Origin of the sequence: Zobellia nedashkovskayae (assembly GCF_015330125.1) — a bacterium.
In the GTDB taxonomy this organism is placed as follows: Bacteria; Bacteroidota; Bacteroidia; order Flavobacteriales; family Flavobacteriaceae; genus Zobellia; species Zobellia nedashkovskayae.
Window position 1 is genome coordinate 774,079 of the sequence record NZ_JADDXR010000002.1, and the last position, 18,791, is coordinate 792,869.

The following is an 18,791-nucleotide window of genomic DNA, read 5'->3' on the forward strand; positions in this document are numbered from 1 at the left end:
AAAAAACAACACAGTCATGAGAACAATCATCAATTATTCGCCAACGGAATCTAGAAGGCTCACTTTCCTTACCCACTTCAAGGACAGCAAGAGAATCCGTTGGTCAGAATCCAGACACTACCTTCATTTAGAACCCTAGTTCGACGGTTTGGAAAAAGGTGTAGACCCTAATCAAAGTCTATCCCTTACTAAAACAAAATTATAACAACAATTAAAAATGTAATTATGAAATCAAAGATTCACGAATACCTATTAAAATTAAATAACAAAGGCATTAGTAAAACAATCAAAAAACAAGTTATGTTAAAAATGGCGTGTATTGCCTTTACTCTAGTATCTGCAATGGCATTTGCACAAAACAATTCTAATACCCAAAACAACTTTAACCGAGACGGTTTTATGTTAGAATTTGGTCTAGGTGGTGGTATAATTAGTATAGAAGATAGTGCTGGAAATCAAAGTTTTGATGATACCCAAGGCGGTGGCACTTTTCCTGAATTAAAGTTAGGCTATATGTTAAATAACCGATTAGCCATTACCGTTTCTGCACCTGGAATGATTTATACGCTTAATGATAACGACAGACACTTTGGAGGCATTATACCTTCTGTTCAGTACTGGGTAAAAGACCGGTGGTGGATACATGGTGGTGCCGGTTTAGCCATCGATTCGCCTGCGTTATATGATATTAAAGACAATGTAAATGACGACTGGAATACAGGGATAGCAGCTATGGTGAGTACCGGTTATGAAGTGTACAGAAAAAACAAGTTTGCCATAAACATTCAATCTAAATTACTCCTTGGTGGTGTAAAGCTGAATAATAACATTGACAGAGAGGTGGTGCAATTTAGTTTGGGAGTTGGCTTTAGCTGGTTTTAATTATTAGCAAAAAATCATATCAATAATCATAAAAAATATAAACATGAAATCAAAGATTCACGAATACCTAGTAAAAATGAATAACAAAGTAATGAGCAAAACAGCTAGAATTAATTCATTAAGAATAGTAGCACATATGTCACTAGCTCTCCTTTTACTAATCACTGCTTGCGGTCAGTCTGGTAATAAGGTTGAACAACAGGCAAACAGCAATACAGAAGTCAAGGCCGTAGTTGATGCACCAGAAATGGACATTCAAGCAGCAATACTATCGGATAATCTAGAAGCTATTAAAAAACACATCAACGTCGGTACCGACCTTAATAAAAAAGATGCTATGACCGGTTCAACTCCGTTAATCACTGCAGCAAGCTTTGGGAAAATCAAGATTACCCAAGAGCTTATCAATGCGGGTGTGGATTTAACCGTCAAGAATAATGATGGGGCCACAGCCTTGCATACGGCAGCATTCTTTGGTAGGGTCGAGATTGTTCAAATGTTGATTGATGCCAAGGTTGATAAATCTGCAAGAAACAATTTTGGTGCGACGGCCAGAGAATCCGTAATGGTACCTTTCGCAGATATGAAACCCATTTATGAAATGTTACAAAAACAGTTACAGCCAATGGGCTTGCAAATTGATTTGAACGAAATCGAAAAAACGCGTCCTGTCATTGCCATGATGTTACAGTAATAGACCTTAAAAGGATATTTCCATGAAAACAGAACGAAGACACGATATTGATTGGCTCCGGGTTATTGCGATAGGTTTGCTATTGATTTATCACATATCCATCATATTCCAACCTTGGGCTATGTTCATTGGCTTTATCAGAAGTGATGAATTTTTAGAGGGTCTATGGAAACCAATGACCATGCTAAATGTTTGGCGAATTCCATTGTTGTTTTATGTGTCCGGTATGGGGCTCTATTTTGCCATGCGCAAAAGAAACTGGAAGCAATTGCTCTTGGAGCGGGCAAAGCGGATTCTTATACCCTTTGCCTTTGGCTTTGTGGCAATAACCACGCTTCATATGTTTATTTTTCAGAAATATTACGATATGCCCTTGGGCTATTTCCCGCATGCAGGGCATTTATGGTTCTTAGGTAATATTTTTGCATATGTATTATTGTTACTGCCCCTGTTTTTCTATCTGAAAAGGAACGAGAAAGGTAGGTTTAAAAAAGGCTTGTCCGCATTTATGGGAAATCCTGTTGGCCCTTTGTTGATTTCCTTGTTTTTTGTCGTAGAGGCCGTAGCGGTAAAACCTCAGTTATTTTCCATGTATGCGCAGACTTGGCATGGCTTTTTCCTTGGACTGCTTGCCTTCTTTTTTGGTTTTCTCTTTGTGTATAGTGGTAAAACCTTTTGGCAAACCGTGCTAAGGTGGCGATGGTTATATATTGGCTTGGCCGCTGTTTTGTTCGGTATCCGATACTTTATGTACGCTACGGAAGCGCCTGGCTATCTTACGGCCATCGAATCAAATTGCTGGATTTTTGGGGTTTTTGGTCTTGGCTACAAATATTTGAACAGGCCGAGTAAAACACTAAGCTATTTGAGTCAAGCAGCTTATCCTGCTTATATCATTCACATGTTTGTCTTATATGCAGGAGCACTGCTCATATTGCCATTGGAGATACCTATCCTATTTAAATTTATTGGTATTGTAGCTTTTACGGGTGTAGGTTGTTTTATCATTTATGAGTTTGTTCTTAAAAGGATAAGATTCTTAAGGCCTTTATTCGGATTGAAATGGACCTACAAAAAAATCGAAAAGGGTAAAACTTTGACCTCGAACCAAAACTGAACATCGAGCAAAATGAAGCATTCAATTTGATTGAAACTAGGGTTAGAATTTATTAAAGAATGGCCTGAACAAGCGGAAAAAAAGGCATTAAAGAGAAGTACGCAAATTTAAAATATAGCTCATATGAAAAGTCAAATTATACTATTTTTCTCACTAGTAATGCTTAGTGCTTGTAACAGTACTGAGAAATCTGGTATCACCCAACAACCTACTTTAACTGATTATCAAGTTGGTGAAAAATGGGTATGGAAATATAAAGGTGTAACAAGCGAAGGAGAAGTACGCTCCGATGGAACAGATACAAGAAAAATAGTGAGTGCTGATGGAGTTTTAGGCATGACAATCGGAAAGGATACAATTCCCGTTACTGACATAGTGAAGCCGGAAGATAGCGAAACACCTAAGTACGATTGGCCTCTGGAAGTGGGTAAAAAGTGGAAATATGAAAACAATTGGACCAGTCAAGATGGAACAACCGGAAACCAAAGTCAAGATGCTGAGATAGTATCATACCAAGAAGAAACAGTAGAAGCCGGAACATTCATGGCCTATACCATAAAATACGCTGGAAAAACCACGAATTCTAGGGGATATAGCGCCAATGAAGAGGAGGTTTGGTTATATGCACCCGCTGTAAAAAACTTCATAAAACTCACTCAGAATCAAGGTGACTTTTTATACATAGAGGAATTAATCGAATATTCAAAACCAGAGTAAATCAAAGTAACTTAAAACAATAAATATGAAAGCGGTAGTTTATAAAAAATATGGTCCGCCAAATGTCCTTCGAGTCACAGAAATGGCAAAACCACATCCGAAGGACAATGAAATGCTGGTCAAAATCCATGCAGCGACGGTCACTTCAGGCGATGTGAGATTGCGGAGTTCAGATTTTCCACCCTTACTCTGGCTCCCGGCACGATTGATATTTGGATTGTTCAAACCCAAGAAGAAAATTTTAGGACACGAGCTAGCCGGAACCATTGAAGCCATCGGAAAAAATGTTACGAAATTTAGTGTTGGAGACACTGTATTCGGCACCACCACAATGCTAAAAACAGGTTCCTACGCGGAATATATTTGCTTGCCCGAGGAATGGAAAAATGGCGTGGTAGCCCTAAAACCGGAAAATCTTACTTATAAAGAAGCGGCTGCTTTGCCCGTAGGAGCTATGACGGCTATGTACCTTCTTGAGAAAGCCAATTTAAAAAAGAGACAGCAAGTTTTGATTTATGGTGCTTCGGGCAGTGTGGGCAGCTATGCCGTGCAACTTGCAAAACAAAAAGGAGCAGCGGTCACGGGCGTTTGCAGCGGTTCCAATATTGAGATTGTTAAATCCCTTGGTGCGGAAGAAGTAATCGATTATAAGAGAGAGGATTATTCGGAGCACAACGAAAAATTCGACATTGTGTTTGATGCCGTGGGCAAAACCTCCAAGGCCAAGGCAAAAAAAGTCTTAAATGCCGGAGGTAAATTTGTAACGATTAAAATGCTGACTAAGGAGAAAACGGAGAATCTTGAGCGCATAAAAGAATTTGCGGAACAAGGAAAGCTTAAACCTTTTATCGATAAAACCTTTACGCTTGATGAAATCGTAAAAGCACATACATATGTTGATTCAGGACGAAAAAGAGGAAATCTCGTGATTGACATTCAACAATAAAATGGAAACGATTTGTAATACTTAACTAAAGCATAGCCAATCATGAAAATATTTAGAAAAATACGGTTTGAATTATTGGGAGATAATAAGACCAGAAAATATATACTATATGCCATAGGTGAAATAGTGCTCGTTGTCATCGGTATATTGATCGCCTTGCAAATCAACAATTGGAACCAGGTTCGAAAAGATGATAACGCCTTAAAAGATTATTTGGTAAAAATTAAGTCCCACACTTTAGAAGATATGCGAAAGCTAGAAAAGATATCTAAGGGAAGGGCGGAAATAGCCGAGGTCTGTAAAAAAGCCCGTACAAGTATTTTGGATAAGACAGAAGATGAGAATCTTATACTTTTTATGGCCAGCGGTTATGCTTTTGCAGATTACTTTTTTAAACCGAATACTGGCGGATATGAAGCTCTGAAAAATTCAGAATATTTTGGAAAAATCAATAACACCCCGCTAGATTCATTGTTGGCCAATTACCATGATTTATTAGTAGTCATTGCCGAAAACGAGAAGAGTTATAATGATTTTATGGTGCATCAAGAGGCCTATCTTTCTACCCAGTTTGATTTGTCGTTAATTTTTGCTTATGCCTTTGTGTCACCAGACTCTTTAAAAACAAGGGCAACATCTCAATCTGAGTATGATGAGGCCTTTAGGCGATATACGGGGTCTGCGCCTTACCGAAACGTAATCAGTTTGGCAGCTTTTCAATTTGATAGCATGATCGATCAATACAGTAAGCTGGGAGCTGTTGGACAAAGTGTTGTCAATCAAATAGATGTATTGATAACCAATGATTAAATTCTTTCTACCCATTTGTTAAACTTTAGAGAAGAAAAAATGACAATGAAGCAAACAAAACAAATAACCAAATTCTTTCAGAAAAATATTGCTGGTAAAAAAGTATTATCACTTTTCATAATTACCAATGTAGTATATGTATTCATGCTTACTGTTACTATTCCCAAAACAATGGAATTTTCAAATGGAATGAAATTGCTTGATATGCTACCAATGGGATATGACTTCAATTATGTCGACCAACTATTCAACACACTCGGAGAAATTGGACGTAAGACTTATTTAAGCAATCAAATACCTGTGGATATGGTTTATCCATTTTTATTTGGAATAAGTTATTGCTTAGTACTTGCCTATTTTCTTAACAAACTCGACAAACTAAAAACGGTGTTGGCATATCTCTGTCTTTTGCCTTTATTAGCCGGAGCGATGGATTACGCTGAAAATATAGGAATCATTGCTATACTCAACAGCTATCCCGAAATAGACCATAGTACTGTAACAATAACCAGTAGTTTCAGTCTTCTTAAGAGTACGATTACGACACTCTATTTCGTGATTTTAATAATATCGCTGGTAGCACTAGCAATTAGAACGCTGAGAATGGGTAAAAGTACCAAGTCCCATTAATGGAATGGGCTGTTAAGAATGATATTCAGTTCATTGGGGCAAAGTATAGCTATTGACCGCTATTTAGCACCATTAGCAAGAAAAACAAAGAGGTAAAAACAATCAAATTAGCACTGTAAATAGGCATATAGTCACCTAATAAACTTACTATGAGTAACGAACCAAAAAACCAGAAAAAAGTCCGGATAACGATACTGTTGTTTTTGGCGATTTTGACCTTGTTAAGTGTTATCTGTTATTATGCAATACTCAAGCTGAACCCTACAAGTATCTATGTCGGAGCTTTGATGATGTGCCCTGCACTTTCGGCCTTCATTACATTGAAGCTAATGAAAAGACCGATTTCAAGTCTTCCTTGGGGTCTTAAAGGCTTGAAAAACTTGCGCCTATCCTATTTGATTCCGGTAGCCTATATTATGATTTCCTATGTATTGATTTGGGTTTTCGGTTTTGGAAATGTGCTCAATCAGGAAACTATCACCGAATGGTCGCAAGAATTAGGCATGGAAGGTTTCAGTAGTACTATTATACTATTGACTATGATTGTTCTCTTATCTATTGTTGGTGTTGTAAAGAACATTGGTTCAACATTGGGCGAGGAAATAGGATGGCGGGGATTCTTCATCTACGAACTTCGGAAACTATTTTCCTTTGGCACTGTTTCTTTAATTAGTGGGGTAATTTGGGCGATATGGCATTGGCCAATTATCTTTTTAATTTACAAGGGAAGTGGAAGCCTCTTGCTTCACATTACAGCCTTTACAGTAATGATAGTGGCAATTTCGGTCATTTTGGCCTACTATACTTTTAAATCCAACAGCTTGTGGCCTGCGGCCCTATTTCATTCCGTACATAATATATTCATACAAAAGGTCTTCACACCCTTGACGATTACAAATGACCGCACTACTTTTTGGATAGATGAATACGGACTCATGCTACCGATTATCACGACGCTATTTGCCATCTATTTTTGGCGAAAGGCGAAAGTTGAGCACTTATAAGTTTTCAGATAGTATAAAAAACCACGGAATTATGACAAAGCAAAAAGCAAAGCAAATACTCAGAATCCTATTTATAGCTGCAAGCATAGGCTCCCTGTTCTTCGTGCCATGGATTTTGGTAAAGGCATGGATTTTACCGTTACCCGATACGGTTCAAGAACAAGTAGACGAAGCCATTGGCCACGGGTTTGATGGTATGATTGCCTATGTCGACGAAGGGGGTAAACCACCTGCATTTTATGCAGGGGGTTGGAAAGACCGAGATAAGAAAATACCAGCCGACCCAAAAGCGCTGTTCAAAATTGCCAGTATCAGCAAGTTATATGCGGCTGTTGCTGTCACAAAACTGGTCAAAGAAAAACGTTTGTCTTTGAATGAAACACTCGCAGAATACTTTCCAGAACTTGTAGGAAGAATTGAAAATGCAGAAAAAATCACTCTTAGAATGATGGTGCAACATCGGAGTGGTATTCCCAATTTTACCGATAATCCCAAGTATTGGCAAAACGAAGAGGAAAATGGTGAAAAAGCGATTGACTTTGCCCTTGATTTACCGGCTAGTTTTGAACCTGATAAAGGCTACGAATATTCAAACACCAATTATCTGTTGCTTCGCAAAATTATGGATGACGTATTAGGCTATAACCACCAACAGTATATCAAGGAGAAAATATTGATACCACTCGAACTGAAGAACACTTTTTTTTCGATAAACGAAGTCGATTTAGATGATGTAATGAGTGGCTATTATGTTGGATATGATGAAGATTATAAAGCTAGAGAGAACGGAATGTTAGCTACTGCAGAAGACGTAGGTATATTTCTTAGGGCACTGAATGATGGTTCTGTTTTTGATGTAGGGGAACAGGAAATCTATCCCTATGAATACGAACATGGCGGTTTGGTTGTTGGCTATCAGAGTCTTGCAGAATACCACGAAGATATCGATACCGTTGTTGTCCAATTTATCAATACGACAGATTTTGAGGGATACGAATGGAACTTATCGGAAATTGTAATTAACCGTATTGTCAAAATCCTGAAAAGGGAAGAAACCTTTCAATAGGGACTAAAAGTATCCCCGATTGGCAAACGGGTAGGAAAACGCTCCATTTTTTTTAACATTGTTTGACCAAAAATAAAAAAGCCGACTCCTAAAAGTCAGCTTTTTGTTTGTACCGGCGTAAAGATTCCAACTCTCTCGCACCTTGCGCAACTAAATCCTAAGTCTAGAGTGTCTACCAATTCCACCACGCCTGCATCTCCAAATTAAATTGGGAGGCAATTTTTGTCGTTTCTCTGTTTCCTATTTTTGGTATTTCAATAATAGTTCTTACTGCACTTGCTGTCAGGTACAAATTAAACCTACCCATTATGATTGCATTGAGCTATGTTGTGGAGCTTATTAAGGCACTTCTTTTTATTCCTTTTATCAATATCGGCGAAACACTTTTTGGAACGGCACATACCCTATTAACTTTTGAGGCTATAAAAGCAAGTTATGACCTTAGTTTTTGGAATACGCTAAGTTCACTTTCATATGAATTACTCTGTGGTTTTGTAGGTTGGGGCTTAACTATTTTACCCGCTTCAATATTTTTTTACTTTTTATTGAAAGAAATGTTAAAATTTTTCGTCAAAGATTCTAAATCAACCAAATGAGTACAAACAAAACCATTCAATTTCTAGGATATCTAGGATTAATCGGATCAATTCTAGTCGGTATAGGAGAATATTTACTCCACTACTCCACTAATATTTTAGGTCATTCAGAGAATTATGAATTCTTTGCCTTTGTAGATTTAGATCATATGACTTTAGGTCATTTTTTAGCGGTCATTGGTCTACCCTTTTATTTTGCTGGGTACATTCATATATATCTAATGTTAAGATCAGGTAATGAAACATTAGCCAGATTGGTACTCGCCATTGGCTTTATTGCCTTTGCCGTTGGAGGCATATGGATTGGATCTCGCTCTTCTATAGGTAACATTGTACATCTTAAAGATTCCATGAACCCAGAAGTTTATAAAGATCTGCTAGCGCATTATACAAATCATATGGAAGTATTAGTGCAAGCACTAAGGGTTATAGTTGCACTGTTATCTATTGTTTTCATTGTTGCCATACTTAAAGGCGGTACGTACTATAAAAAATGGATGGCAATTTTCAGTCCAATTGTTATCTTAATTGCTGTGGCACTTGTTGGTTTAGCAATCCCGTCTATTGGTCAACATACCTTACCAATTCTTATGAACATTACTCATTTTATACTTTTTAGCTTATCGCTATACCAACTACATATTCTTATAAAACCTTTACATAATGATTAAAAAGCTACTTAAAATAATAGGTACACTCCTATTGATGATGATAATCTTAGTCTTTTTCAGATTCTGGCGAGATTCTGTTTCTGATAAATACGATGTTAGTATTGAATCGGAGAAAATACCTGAATTTTCAAATGTACCCTTAGACTTTGTTCATAAATACACTGGTGAAAAATCACTTCCATTAGCACCTTCAGCACTTATTGATATTGATAATGACAACATCGATGAAGTATTTTTTGGTGGAGGAATGAGCCAGGAAGATGCCATTTACGCATATCGAAATAATGAATTCGTACTAGTTTCAGAAGAAGTTGGTTTACCAAAAAAAGGCAACACCACAACTTCATTAGGAGTTGTTTCTGGAGATATGGACAATAATGGCTTTACTGACCTTATTATTGCTCGCGAAGATGGTCTTCGTATTTACTATAATGATGGTAAAACGTTTACAGAAACAATCATTAATACACCTGTAAATAAAAAATCATCTCCTGCAGGAATTACCCTTGGTGATATTGATAAGGACGGAGATTTAGATATTTTCTTAGCTACCTACTTGCACAAAGAACTGATGGAGGGGCAAAACATTTTTGAACGCTATGATTATGGCTCTACAAGTGAGTTATTATTAAACAACGGTGATAATACTTTTAAGAGTATTACGAAAGCTGCTGGCTTAGACTACATACATAATACTTTTCAAGGGGTTTTAGTAGATATTGACAATGACTCTTGGTTAGATCTTGTTGTAGTTCATGATACCGGCGAAGCTAGAACATATAAAAATAACGGTGATTTGACTTTTACTATGAAATCGAATCCGTTAACTGGTAAGTTCGCTTACCCAATGGGACTTGCAGTTGGTGATTATAATAATGACGGCTTGGTAGATTTTATGTTCTCTAATGTTGGTACTACCGCCCCAAATTTTATGGCAAGCGGTGACATTAAGGATAAATCCCTTTTTAATGATAAATGGATTCTGTTTAAAAATGAGGGCAATTTTAAATTTACCGATGCCGCAGAAGAGGCTAAAATTGCTGATTATGAGTTTTCATGGGGATGCACTTTTGCCGACATGAATAATGACGGACTACAAGATTTGATAGTTGCAGAAAATTATGTCGATTTTCCTTTCAGTAAAATATTTAAACTACCTGGGCGATTATTGATTCAAAAAGAAGACCACACTTTTGTACCAACAGAAACAGAAAGTGGTGTTGAAAATCCTTTGTATGGTATAACCGCACTTGTAAGTGATTTTAATGCTGATGGACATTTAGACCTTATTTGGACCAATATAGATGGACCTTCAAATGCTTTTATCAATAAAGGAAATGCTAACAATTTTGTACAAGTAGATTTAGCAGATGCTGCAGAAGCTATGGGAGCTAAAGTTACCGTTGTTACACCAGATGAAACTTATACCGATTGGCTGGTAACCGGTGAAGGATTAGCGAGTGATCAAACGGCACTACTTCACTTTGGATTAGGCAAAACTCAGCATATCGACAAAATAACGGTAGCCTATTCAAATGGTCATAAAGACGAGATTATTTCGCCTAAAATTAATTCGGTTGTAGATGTTATCAAAGAACGTAATCTACAAATAGCAAATGATACTGTAGCAACAAACTTGAAAACAAAAAAATGATAGAATCTCTAAAAAGAATGTTCAATAAAAGACCAGACGAATTCGATAAAGTTCCTGAAGGTGTTTGTCCTAATTGTTGGGGTGACCAAGAATATGGAAACGTAGTTCGTGAAAAATATAAGGATCTACAGATTGAAGTTAATAATCACAGTAGTAAACATGCCTTTATTCAAAATTTTGTGGTTACCCATTTAACAGGTATACAGCTAAAAAGTAAAGTTAGCGGTCTAGAGTGCCCCACTTGTCATATAACCCCTAAAAATGAAAGCTAGTACTACTTTATTCTGGGTTATAAATATGCTATTCCTCATCGGTCTTTTTGGTGCGGGTAGTCTAGTTATTACAGAATTTACAACAGGTGATGGCTGCCCCAAATTTGGGGCTGTGCCCGCCTGTTTAATCATCTTAATATGTTTTATACTTCCCTTTATTTCGCATTTGCTTAAAAAATGGAATCTCATTTATTTCTTATTTACCGGTATTGCAGTACTAATTGCTTTAGTGGCATCGGTAATGCAGTTTATAGGTAATGCAGAATGCCCTAAAACTGATTCAGGAATACCTATGTGTTATATATCGTTACTGATTTTCACATCACTTATCATCCTTAAAAAAATTCAACTTAATTCTTCAAATAAGAAATAATCTCACAAAGAGAACCAAAGTCCTTGAGGTGCTTGGGAAATGCTATTGAAAATTTGAAGTGATTTGCATGTTGAATCGAAAGAATTATTTAAACAAAGTGACCCTACTATTTTAGAAATAATTACGGATACAAGCCTAATGTAATGAGAGGAAGAATTATAGCGACTTTGACAGATTACAAATATGTAATTGCGCTGGTTAGCGTGTTCAATTTTTTATTAACACCTATTCACATTGCAGTAAGCGGATTTAATCCAGGTTACGTAATCGTAACAAATTTTACTTTGGTGATTTTAGGGAGTTCACTTATTGCTTCAACAAAATTGACAAAGGCGTTTACCTATGTTCTGGGCTTGCTTACATTAACCGCAATTTGGATGGAGTTTGCCCATGAAGGGTCCAAACCGCTCACAATTTTTAGACTGGTCATTTCGTTTGCACTTTTTACTAACTTATGCATCTTATTACTTGGCCAACTTCGGAAAATTAAACAGGTTAACCTTCAATTTATTCTGATGCCCATTTTAGGGTTTCTTTTTTTAGGGCTTATTGGAGGAATTCTTTTTGAAGCAATTGATATTGCCGACCCAAATTCATTCAGACGCGTAGCTCACTTTTATAGCTATAGTTTTTACTATTTCAGCTTTATCAGCATTACCACAGTAGGTTATGGAGATATTACTCCGTTAACCGCTCCAGCTCAATCTCTTACTCTTGTTCTAAATATTATTGGTCAGTTTTATTTGGCCATAGTCATTGCTGTTTTTGTCGGAAAATATATTAATGTGAAATCGTAAATCCTATAACACCCCTTTAGTATAGTCTTTTCTATTGCCGCGTCTTTCAGTTTTATAAATTATGAGTGGGTAACTTTCAGTGACTATTGAATTGATGGCTATAGGTTTAACCACCGTGGTAGTACTAAGGGTAAACTGAATTAAGCGGGAAAATTACACCCATAAAAAAAGCCTCTCAGTTTCCTGAAAGGCTTCTGGTTGTACAGGCGGAGAGACTCCCCGAGGCTGCGCTCGGGACAGGCTTCTCAACTCTCCTTATTTCATATTTTATTCAAAACTTCATAAAACTAAAAAAGCTTCTCGGTTAAGAGAAGCTTTTTGTTTGTACAGGCGGAGAGACTCGAACTCTCACACCTTGCGGCACTAGATCCTAAGTCTAGCGTGTCTACCAATTCCACCACGCCTGCATTTCCAATTCTAAATTGGGATGCAAATATAGTGCAAAATTTCAATTCTCTAAATTTTCTATCATTTAAAAACGTTCTTTTTCGTATTTTTAAAATACACCCTAAATTTGCTACATGCAAAACGTACAAGATTACATTTCAAAAAACAAAGAAAGGTTCTTAGATGAACTCATACAATTATTGCGTATTCCTTCTGTAAGTGCTGATTCTGCCTTCTCTCAAGACGTAATCGATACCTCAGAAGCAGTAAGGACTGCGCTAGAAAATGCAGGTTGTGACACGGTCGAAATTTGTGAGACCGATGGCTACCCAATTGTATACGGCGAAAAAATTATTGACCCTGCCCTACCCACGGTTCTGGTATATGGTCATTATGACGTTCAACCGGCAGATCCAATCAACCTTTGGAACTCGCCTCCGTTCGAGCCTGTTATCAAAAAAACAGAAATACATCCTGAAGGTGCCATTTTTGCCCGTGGTGCTTGTGACGATAAAGGTCAGATGTATATGCACGTAAAAGCGTTGGAATTTATGGTGAAAACCAATCAATTGCCCTGCAACGTAAAATTCATGATTGAAGGCGAAGAAGAAGTTGGTAGTAACAACCTAGCCGTTTTCGTGGCCAATAACCACAAAAAACTAGCTAATGATATCATCTTAATTTCCGATACTGGTATGATTGCGAACGATGTTCCATCAATAACTACCGGTTTAAGAGGCCTTAGCTATGTAGAGGTAGAGGTTACTGGCCCAAATAGGGATTTACACTCTGGACTTTATGGTGGTGCCGTAGCGAACCCTATAAACGCTTTAACCAAAATGATCGCTTCGCTTCATGATGAAAACAATCATATTACCATTCCTGGGTTTTATGACAAAGTAGAAGACCTCTCCCAAGAAGAACGGGCAGAGATGGCAAAGGCGCCCTTTAGTCTAGATGCATATCAAAAAGCGCTTAACATTACATCGGTAGACGGTGAAAAAGGTTATAGTACAAATGAACGTAACAGCATACGTCCTACCCTAGATGTAAACGGAATTTGGGGCGGATACACAGGAGAAGGCGCAAAAACGGTAATAGCCAGCAAAGCCTATGCAAAAATATCTATGCGTTTGGTTCCTAACCAAGATTGGCAAGATATCACACAGTTATTCAAAACTCATTTTGAAAGCATAGCGCCTAAAGGGGTTACCGTAAAAGTGACGCCCCATCATGGTGGACAAGGGTATGTTACACCTATTGACACCATTGGTTACAAAGCAGCGTCTAAAGCATACGAAATTACATTTGGTAAAAAACCCATTCCACAACGTAGTGGTGGCAGTATTCCTATTGTAGCGTTATTCGAAAAAGAATTGAATAGTAAAACTATTCTAATGGGCTTTGGCTTAGATAGCGATGCTATTCACTCACCAAATGAACATTTTGGAGTTTGGAACTACTTAAAAGGTATTGAGACCATACCTTATTTCTATCATCACTTTACAGAAATGAGCAAGTAAAATAAAAAGGGGAATCAACTAAAACTGATTCCCCTTTTTATTTATATTTTTTTAACGTACTTGGTAATTATAACCGTCATAGTTGGTCCTACTTTACCTTCTATATATTCTGCATTCTCGCGGTCTAAAGAAATTCTTCGTACAGCCGTACCTTGCTTGGCAACTTGACTAGAACCTTTAATTTTCAGGTCTTTTACTAAAACAACACTATCTCCATTTTCTAGAATTACGCCGTTTACATCTCTGTGAATAATTTTATCAGCCTCTGCTAAACCTTCTCCTGTTGCTTTTGCCCAGTCCAAAACTTCTGGCTCTAAATACATCATTTCTAAAAGATCCTTAGGCCAACCTTCAGACTTTAATCTAGATAACATTCTCCAAGCTACAACTTTCACAGAGTCATACTCGCTCCACATGCTATCATTAAGACATCGCCAATGATTGGCATCCATTTGTTCTGAATCCTCAATTTGAGTACGACAAGTTTCACATGCTAAAATACTTGAATCTACTCCACTTATAGATACCGGCTCTACTTCAAAAACTTCTAAATTATTCGTTCCCGTACATAATTCGCAAGTGGAGCCACTACGTGCTTCCAAATCAGCTAATACACTCATTATTCATTATTTTTATAATACAAATTTACATCTTTTAAGTGGGTCAATTGGACCTTTCCCCAAAGAATTGGGGGCGGGCTATACATTACAAGTACGCTTTGCTAAAAAGCAAATGCGGGCTTTTCATTACTATCCCTAAGGCAAAAAAACAAAAATTACTCTACATTTGTAGAATCAATATATATATTCTATGTTTGTAGAACATACTCTAAACTTGTAGAAAATGCAGTTATCCAAATCGGAAGAAGAATTAATGAATATTCTATGGAAGCAAAAAAAGGCGTTCATGAAAGATTTACTCGATGCTTACCCAGAGCCAAAACCCGCTACGACCACTGTTGCCACATTATTAAAAAGAATGGCCGACAAGAAGTTTATTGACTATAAAAGCTTTGGTAGAAGTAGAGAATACTATCCGCTGGTAAAAAAGAAAGATTACTTCTCTAAACACGTTAACGGACTCATTAAAAACTTTTTCAATGATAGTGCCAGTCAGTTCGCATCATTTTTCACTCAAGAAACCAATTTAAGTAAAGCTGAATTGGAAGATTTAAAAAAATTAATAGATAGTGAAATCTTAAAGAAATAGTCATGATCTTATTCCTTATAAAATCTGCTGCCTGTATGGCCATATTTCTAACCTTCTACAAATTATTGTTAGAAAAGGAAAGTATGCACACTTTCAAAAGGTTTTATCTTTTAGGTGCATTGTTCATTTCTTTCATAATACCGAGTATTGTTTTTACCGAAGTTGTTGCCGCAACACCCATAAATGTATCTATAGAAACACAAAATATAGAATTCATAGAGGATGCTCAGATTACACAACCCATTGCAACCGATTCAAAATTCAATTGGGAATTAGCATTATGGTCAGTTTATGGTATAGGAGTCCTAGGTTTCGGATTTCGATTTTTTCGTCACCTCTTTCAAATTGGATTACGAATTCGTAAAAACCCAAAACTAAAAACAAATTTCAGTGTAAAAGTACTTCTAAAAGAGCAGTTACCTCCACACACTTTTTTCAGTTATATATTCTTGAACAGGCAAAAGTATGAGGCTAAAATAATTCCTAATGAGGTACTACTTCATGAGGAAACCCATGCGAAACAAAAACACAGTATAGATGTGTTATTAATCGAATTTCTACAGGTTATATTCTGGTTCAACCCCCTTACCTATCTCTTCAAAAAGTCAATTAAACTTAATCATGAATTTCTGGCAGATAGTGCTGTAATTATAAATAGTAAAGACCCTATTCAATATCAAAACACGTTATTATCGTACTTATCAAACGATAGTTTTAATCATTATCAGTCGGCTGGCATTGCGAATGCCATTAATTATTCATCAATCAAAAAACGTTTTAAAATCATGAAAAAACAAACATCAAAAAAAGGGATTGTATTAAGATGTACATTACTTCTACCCTTACTCGCAATTTTACTATTTGGTTTTAGCGAAACCAAAACTATCATCCAAAATGAAAATGCTGCAAGTAAAATAATTATGACGGATTCGGAGAAAAATCCAGAAATTGAAAAATATAATGCCCTTGCCAAAAAATACAATGCGATACCTATTGAAAAAAGGGTCATCCCATTAAAGGATTTGTACATATTGGAAACTATCTACCGTAATATGAGCAAAGCTCAAAAAGAAGAGGCTCATCCTTTTCCTGAATGCTTGCCAAAGAAGAACCAAGATGGCGCAACGAAAAAGCAAATTACATCTTATAATTATTTGGCGAAAAAATATAATACCATGATGGACAATGGCGCAAACGTTCACATCGTAAAATCTGATGTAGACCAGTTAAATCGTATCTACGGATTAATGTCTGCTAAACAAAAAGAGAATGGAGAGCCGTTCCCAGATTTTCCAGAGCCACCAGCAATACCCGAAGCTCCTCACGTATCAAAAGATGAAAAAAGCAATATTCCTCATCCACAAACACCAAATACGAAAATAGAATCATCATTAAATTTTCCTGCACCTCCTCGCTCACCCCATGCGCCAAAAACACTAAACACAACTAATTATGCCAATAAACAATTAAAAGAAATCATTGAAAATCAAGACCCATATGATCATTTAAACCTCGATGCAAAGGCTATAAACGGAATTCCTTCAAACACCCACACCTTTTATTCTAAACCTAGCAGTCCGGTCGCACCACCATCACCTCCTACTCCGGCATCCCCATTAGATTATGCCATTGATATGGCAAAAAAAGGAGCAACATTCTTCTATGAAGGCAAAAAGGTTTCGTCTAATAAAGCCATTGACCTACTAAAGAAAAACAAAGAGTTAAATATAGAATCTAGAGAGAAAAATGGCAAAGCAGAAGTACGAATTACCAAAGAACCTGTAACAATAAGATAACCACAACGTCAAACATATGTTAAAGCCCTCTTTTCGAGGGCTTTTTCATTACCAAAAGTGAAATAGTTACGTTCACCCAGTATACATCATCATCAACATGCCAGCCGTATGGATGGTCAAAAAACAAATCATTAATCATGATACAAAACTTCTTTATTCTCTGCTCGGGGGCGGACAGCTCCATTTTAAAAACCTGTTCACAAGGGGAACAGAACAAATACGCCGGTATTGGCGCAACCGTATTCTTTACGGCTCTCATGGCATTTATTGCCAGTAGCTACGCCCTTTATACTGTTTTTGACAATATATACACGGCTACTTTCTTTGGTTTCATTTGGGGGCTTTTGATTTTTAACCTAGACCGTTTTATTGTCTCCACCATTAAAAAGAGAAACAATTTTGGTCAAGAATTTTTACAAGCTACTCCACGTATAATTCTCGCAGTCATAATTGCCATAGTAATTTCAAAACCCTTGGAAATGAAAATTTTCGAGAAAGAAATAAATCAAGTATTGTTGGAGCAAAAGAATGAAATGACGTTGGCCAACAAAGAACAGTTGGCCTTACAGTACATGCCAAACATAGAAAAACTGAATGCAGATATCGGTATTTTAAAAAGTGAAATCACTACCAAAGAAGCTGAAACCAATGCGCTATACAGCACATACATTACAGAAGCGGAAGGTACTTCAGGAACTCTAAAACTGGGCAAAGGTCCCGTTTACGAAGAAAAACGCGAAAAGCATGATGCTGCCTTGGCCGAACTTCAACAATTAAAAGAGAGTTATAGTCAAAAAATAACCGCCATAGAAAATGAGATTGCAACCTTAAATACCGAGTATGCAAATGTGGTTAAAACTTCCCAACCTCTAATAGATGGTTTTGACGGACTTATGGCACGCATAAATGCGTTGAACGAGCTGCCTTGGTGGCCCTCTTTCTTTATATTTCTATTGTTTTTAGCAATTGAAACCTCACCGATCATCGCTAAACTTTTATCACCAAAAGGTACTTATGATATTAAGCTAGAGGAAGAAGAAAGTATGGTCAATACTTGGGCGCGACAAAAAATACAGCAACGCGAACAAATTCTGTTAGCAGACACGGCATTGAACGAAAAGATTTATAATGAGATAAAAAGAGAAGAAGAGGTATACGCCTATAAAAAGAAAAAAACAGAAGAACTATTAAAACTTCAAGCCGATGCTTTTCGTGATATCCAAGTGAAGCAATTGTAAGAAACTTACTAATCTAGTAGGTCTAGAAAGACATTTATCCTTTTTAAAATCTTCTTAAAGTCTTCGTCAAGACTGGCATCTCCTGCATGTAAACGTTCTTTGTGCTCTTCAGCAAAAACAAATGTTTTTTTCATACCTAGGACACTGATCTTGTACTTTAACTTGTGAACGATTTCTGCTGCGGCTCGGGGTTCGTCCAATTTTATATGATAGAGGTATTTGCCAAGGTCCCAAGAAAATTCAGATTTAAGAAGGGTTACGAACTTTTTTTCGAATTCAGCATCACGAGCCCCTACGAGGTTTTCCACGTAGTTTAAGCTTGGTCTTTCCCCTTTGTAACTATCAAAATCCTTCATAAAAATCCGCCTCTATTTAAGCTTACCTGTTCGTAATTCAGAGCAAATAAAGG

The 18,791-nt window shown here is 36.9% G+C and carries 21 protein-coding genes and 2 tRNA genes; 19 read left to right on the top strand and 4 right to left on the bottom strand.

The annotated features are described in order from the left end of the window. The first annotated feature begins 225 nt into the window (after positions 1-225). The 9 genes from IWB64_RS03295 (at position 226) to IWB64_RS03335 (ending at position 7,866) form a co-directional block, all read left to right on the top strand. A complete protein-coding gene (locus IWB64_RS03295) occupies positions 226-882 on the top strand; it encodes a porin family protein (protein WP_194532658.1) in 657 nt (218 codons plus the stop codon). Between the two features lie 136 nt (positions 883-1,018). Beyond that, positions 1,019-1,576, top strand: a complete 558-nt coding sequence (locus tag IWB64_RS03300) for an ankyrin repeat domain-containing protein (RefSeq protein WP_194532659.1) — start codon at positions 1,019-1,021, stop codon at positions 1,574-1,576. 22 nt (positions 1,577-1,598) lie between these two features. Further along, a complete protein-coding gene (locus IWB64_RS03305; RefSeq protein ID WP_194532660.1) occupies positions 1,599-2,693 on the top strand; it encodes an acyltransferase family protein in 1,095 nt (364 codons plus the stop codon). Positions 2,694-2,816: 123 nt separating this feature from the next. After that, positions 2,817-3,410: a hypothetical protein gene (locus tag IWB64_RS03310; RefSeq protein WP_194532661.1), complete on the top strand. Its 594-nt coding sequence runs from the start codon at positions 2,817-2,819 to the stop codon at positions 3,408-3,410. Between the two features lie 25 nt (positions 3,411-3,435). Further along, positions 3,436-4,356, top strand: coding sequence for an NAD(P)-dependent alcohol dehydrogenase (locus IWB64_RS03315; protein ID WP_194532662.1), 921 nt, complete (start codon positions 3,436-3,438; stop codon positions 4,354-4,356). 42 nt (positions 4,357-4,398) lie between these two features. Next, entirely contained in the window at positions 4,399-5,166 is a 768-nt protein-coding gene (locus IWB64_RS03320) for a DUF6090 family protein (RefSeq protein ID WP_194532663.1), read from the top strand. A 45-nt stretch (positions 5,167-5,211) separates the two neighbouring features. Further along, entirely contained in the window at positions 5,212-5,796 is a 585-nt protein-coding gene (locus IWB64_RS03325; RefSeq protein ID WP_226975793.1) for a hypothetical protein, read from the top strand. 149 nt (positions 5,797-5,945) lie between these two features. After that, the gene (locus IWB64_RS03330) at positions 5,946-6,800 is read left to right on the top strand and encodes a CPBP family intramembrane glutamic endopeptidase (RefSeq protein WP_194532665.1); all 855 of its coding nucleotides are present in this window, start codon (positions 5,946-5,948) and stop codon (positions 6,798-6,800) included. A gap of 31 nt (positions 6,801-6,831) precedes the next feature. Then, positions 6,832-7,866 (top strand): serine hydrolase domain-containing protein, encoded by a 1,035-nt coding sequence (locus tag IWB64_RS03335; protein ID WP_194532666.1) that lies wholly within the window; start codon positions 6,832-6,834, stop codon positions 7,864-7,866. A 110-nt stretch (positions 7,867-7,976) separates the two neighbouring features. On the opposite strand, the gene IWB64_RS03340 is transcribed toward IWB64_RS03335, so the two are convergent. Further along, positions 7,977-8,060 (bottom strand) — tRNA-Leu (locus IWB64_RS03340). A gap of 39 nt (positions 8,061-8,099) precedes the next feature. On the opposite strand from IWB64_RS03340, the gene IWB64_RS03345 reads away from it, so the two are divergent. The 6 genes from IWB64_RS03345 to IWB64_RS03370 all read left to right on the top strand — a co-directional run bounded on the left by IWB64_RS03345 (position 8,100) and on the right by IWB64_RS03370 (position 12,229). Then, the gene (locus tag IWB64_RS03345) at positions 8,100-8,462 is read left to right on the top strand and encodes a DUF2062 domain-containing protein (protein WP_226975971.1); all 363 of its coding nucleotides are present in this window, start codon (positions 8,100-8,102) and stop codon (positions 8,460-8,462) included. Continuing rightward, entirely contained in the window at positions 8,459-9,133 is a 675-nt protein-coding gene (locus tag IWB64_RS03350; RefSeq protein WP_194532667.1) for a DUF6796 family protein, read from the top strand. Before IWB64_RS03345 ends, IWB64_RS03350 begins: the two co-directional genes overlap by 4 nt. Beyond that, entirely contained in the window at positions 9,126-10,787 is a 1,662-nt protein-coding gene (locus IWB64_RS03355) for a CRTAC1 family protein (protein WP_226975794.1), read from the top strand. The genes IWB64_RS03350 and IWB64_RS03355 overlap by 8 nt, the downstream gene beginning before the upstream one ends. Beyond that, positions 10,784-11,059: a hypothetical protein gene (locus IWB64_RS03360; RefSeq protein ID WP_036155491.1), complete on the top strand. Its 276-nt coding sequence runs from the start codon at positions 10,784-10,786 to the stop codon at positions 11,057-11,059. Before IWB64_RS03355 ends, IWB64_RS03360 begins: the two co-directional genes overlap by 4 nt. Then, a complete protein-coding gene (locus IWB64_RS03365; protein ID WP_194532668.1) occupies positions 11,049-11,432 on the top strand; it encodes a hypothetical protein in 384 nt (127 codons plus the stop codon). The genes IWB64_RS03360 and IWB64_RS03365 overlap by 11 nt, the downstream gene beginning before the upstream one ends. 143 nt (positions 11,433-11,575) lie before the next feature. Continuing rightward, positions 11,576-12,229, top strand: coding sequence for an ion channel (locus IWB64_RS03370; RefSeq protein WP_194532669.1), 654 nt, complete (start codon positions 11,576-11,578; stop codon positions 12,227-12,229). 325 nt (positions 12,230-12,554) lie between these two features. Here the strand turns inward: IWB64_RS03370 and IWB64_RS03375 are convergent. After that, positions 12,555-12,636, bottom strand: a tRNA-Leu gene (locus IWB64_RS03375). A 114-nt stretch (positions 12,637-12,750) separates the two neighbouring features. Between IWB64_RS03375 and IWB64_RS03380 the strand changes: the two genes are divergently transcribed. Next, a complete protein-coding gene (locus IWB64_RS03380) occupies positions 12,751-14,139 on the top strand; it encodes a dipeptidase (protein WP_194532670.1) in 1,389 nt (462 codons plus the stop codon). Between the two features lie 41 nt (positions 14,140-14,180). Here the strand turns inward: IWB64_RS03380 and IWB64_RS03385 are convergent, their stop codons facing one another. Further along, positions 14,181-14,759 carry a PhnA domain-containing protein gene (locus IWB64_RS03385; RefSeq protein ID WP_194532671.1) on the bottom strand — a complete coding sequence of 193 codons (579 nt, stop codon included), beginning with the start codon at positions 14,757-14,759 and terminating at the stop codon, positions 14,181-14,183. A gap of 223 nt (positions 14,760-14,982) precedes the next feature. On the opposite strand from IWB64_RS03385, the gene IWB64_RS03390 reads away from it, so the two are divergent. The 3 genes from IWB64_RS03390 (at position 14,983) to IWB64_RS03400 (ending at position 18,382) form a co-directional block, all read left to right on the top strand. Next, complete coding sequence (locus IWB64_RS03390) at positions 14,983-15,348, top strand: BlaI/MecI/CopY family transcriptional regulator (protein WP_194532672.1); 366 nt, start codon at positions 14,983-14,985, stop codon at positions 15,346-15,348. Between the two features lie 2 nt (positions 15,349-15,350). Further along, entirely contained in the window at positions 15,351-17,144 is a 1,794-nt protein-coding gene (locus IWB64_RS03395) for a M56 family metallopeptidase (protein WP_194532673.1), read from the top strand. A 137-nt stretch (positions 17,145-17,281) separates the two neighbouring features. Next, positions 17,282-18,382, top strand: a complete 1,101-nt coding sequence (locus IWB64_RS03400) for a DUF4407 domain-containing protein (protein WP_194532674.1) — start codon at positions 17,282-17,284, stop codon at positions 18,380-18,382. Between the two features lie 8 nt (positions 18,383-18,390). Here IWB64_RS03400 and IWB64_RS03405 read toward each other — a convergent pair whose 3' ends face one another. Next, the gene (locus IWB64_RS03405; RefSeq protein ID WP_194532675.1) at positions 18,391-18,738 is read right to left on the bottom strand and encodes an Hpt domain-containing protein; all 348 of its coding nucleotides are present in this window, start codon (positions 18,736-18,738) and stop codon (positions 18,391-18,393) included. Positions 18,739-18,791: the final 53 nt, after the last annotated feature.

Excerpts from the sequence above, each read along its gene's own strand:
- IWB64_RS03360 (WP_036155491.1), top strand. The coding sequence starts at position 10,784 with ATGATAGAATCTCTAAAAAGAATGTTCAATAAAAGACCAGACGAATTC.
- IWB64_RS03400 (WP_194532674.1), top strand. The coding sequence starts at position 17,282 with ATGATACAAAACTTCTTTATTCTCTGCTCGGGGGCGGACAGCTCCATT.
- IWB64_RS03390 (WP_194532672.1), top strand. The coding sequence starts at position 14,983 with ATGCAGTTATCCAAATCGGAAGAAGAATTAATGAATATTCTATGGAAG.
- IWB64_RS03395 (WP_194532673.1), top strand. The coding sequence starts at position 15,351 with ATGATCTTATTCCTTATAAAATCTGCTGCCTGTATGGCCATATTTCTA.
- IWB64_RS03350 (WP_194532667.1), top strand. The coding sequence starts at position 8,459 with ATGAGTACAAACAAAACCATTCAATTTCTAGGATATCTAGGATTAATC.
- IWB64_RS03405 (WP_194532675.1), bottom strand. The coding sequence starts at position 18,738 with ATGAAGGATTTTGATAGTTACAAAGGGGAAAGACCAAGCTTAAACTAC.
- IWB64_RS03335 (WP_194532666.1), top strand. The coding sequence starts at position 6,832 with ATGACAAAGCAAAAAGCAAAGCAAATACTCAGAATCCTATTTATAGCT.
- IWB64_RS03330 (WP_194532665.1), top strand. The coding sequence starts at position 5,946 with ATGAGTAACGAACCAAAAAACCAGAAAAAAGTCCGGATAACGATACTG.
- IWB64_RS03355 (WP_226975794.1), top strand. The coding sequence starts at position 9,126 with ATGATTAAAAAGCTACTTAAAATAATAGGTACACTCCTATTGATGATG.
- IWB64_RS03370 (WP_194532669.1), top strand. The coding sequence starts at position 11,576 with ATGAGAGGAAGAATTATAGCGACTTTGACAGATTACAAATATGTAATT.
- IWB64_RS03315 (WP_194532662.1), top strand. The coding sequence starts at position 3,436 with ATGAAAGCGGTAGTTTATAAAAAATATGGTCCGCCAAATGTCCTTCGA.
- IWB64_RS03300 (WP_194532659.1), top strand. The coding sequence starts at position 1,019 with ATGTCACTAGCTCTCCTTTTACTAATCACTGCTTGCGGTCAGTCTGGT.
- IWB64_RS03365 (WP_194532668.1), top strand. The coding sequence starts at position 11,049 with ATGAAAGCTAGTACTACTTTATTCTGGGTTATAAATATGCTATTCCTC.
- IWB64_RS03380 (WP_194532670.1), top strand. The coding sequence starts at position 12,751 with ATGCAAAACGTACAAGATTACATTTCAAAAAACAAAGAAAGGTTCTTA.
- IWB64_RS03325 (WP_226975793.1), top strand. The coding sequence starts at position 5,212 with ATGAAGCAAACAAAACAAATAACCAAATTCTTTCAGAAAAATATTGCT.
- IWB64_RS03385 (WP_194532671.1), bottom strand. The coding sequence starts at position 14,759 with ATGAGTGTATTAGCTGATTTGGAAGCACGTAGTGGCTCCACTTGCGAA.
- IWB64_RS03305 (WP_194532660.1), top strand. The coding sequence starts at position 1,599 with ATGAAAACAGAACGAAGACACGATATTGATTGGCTCCGGGTTATTGCG.
- IWB64_RS03320 (WP_194532663.1), top strand. The coding sequence starts at position 4,399 with ATGAAAATATTTAGAAAAATACGGTTTGAATTATTGGGAGATAATAAG.
- IWB64_RS03295 (WP_194532658.1), top strand. The coding sequence starts at position 226 with ATGAAATCAAAGATTCACGAATACCTATTAAAATTAAATAACAAAGGC.
- IWB64_RS03310 (WP_194532661.1), top strand. The coding sequence starts at position 2,817 with ATGAAAAGTCAAATTATACTATTTTTCTCACTAGTAATGCTTAGTGCT.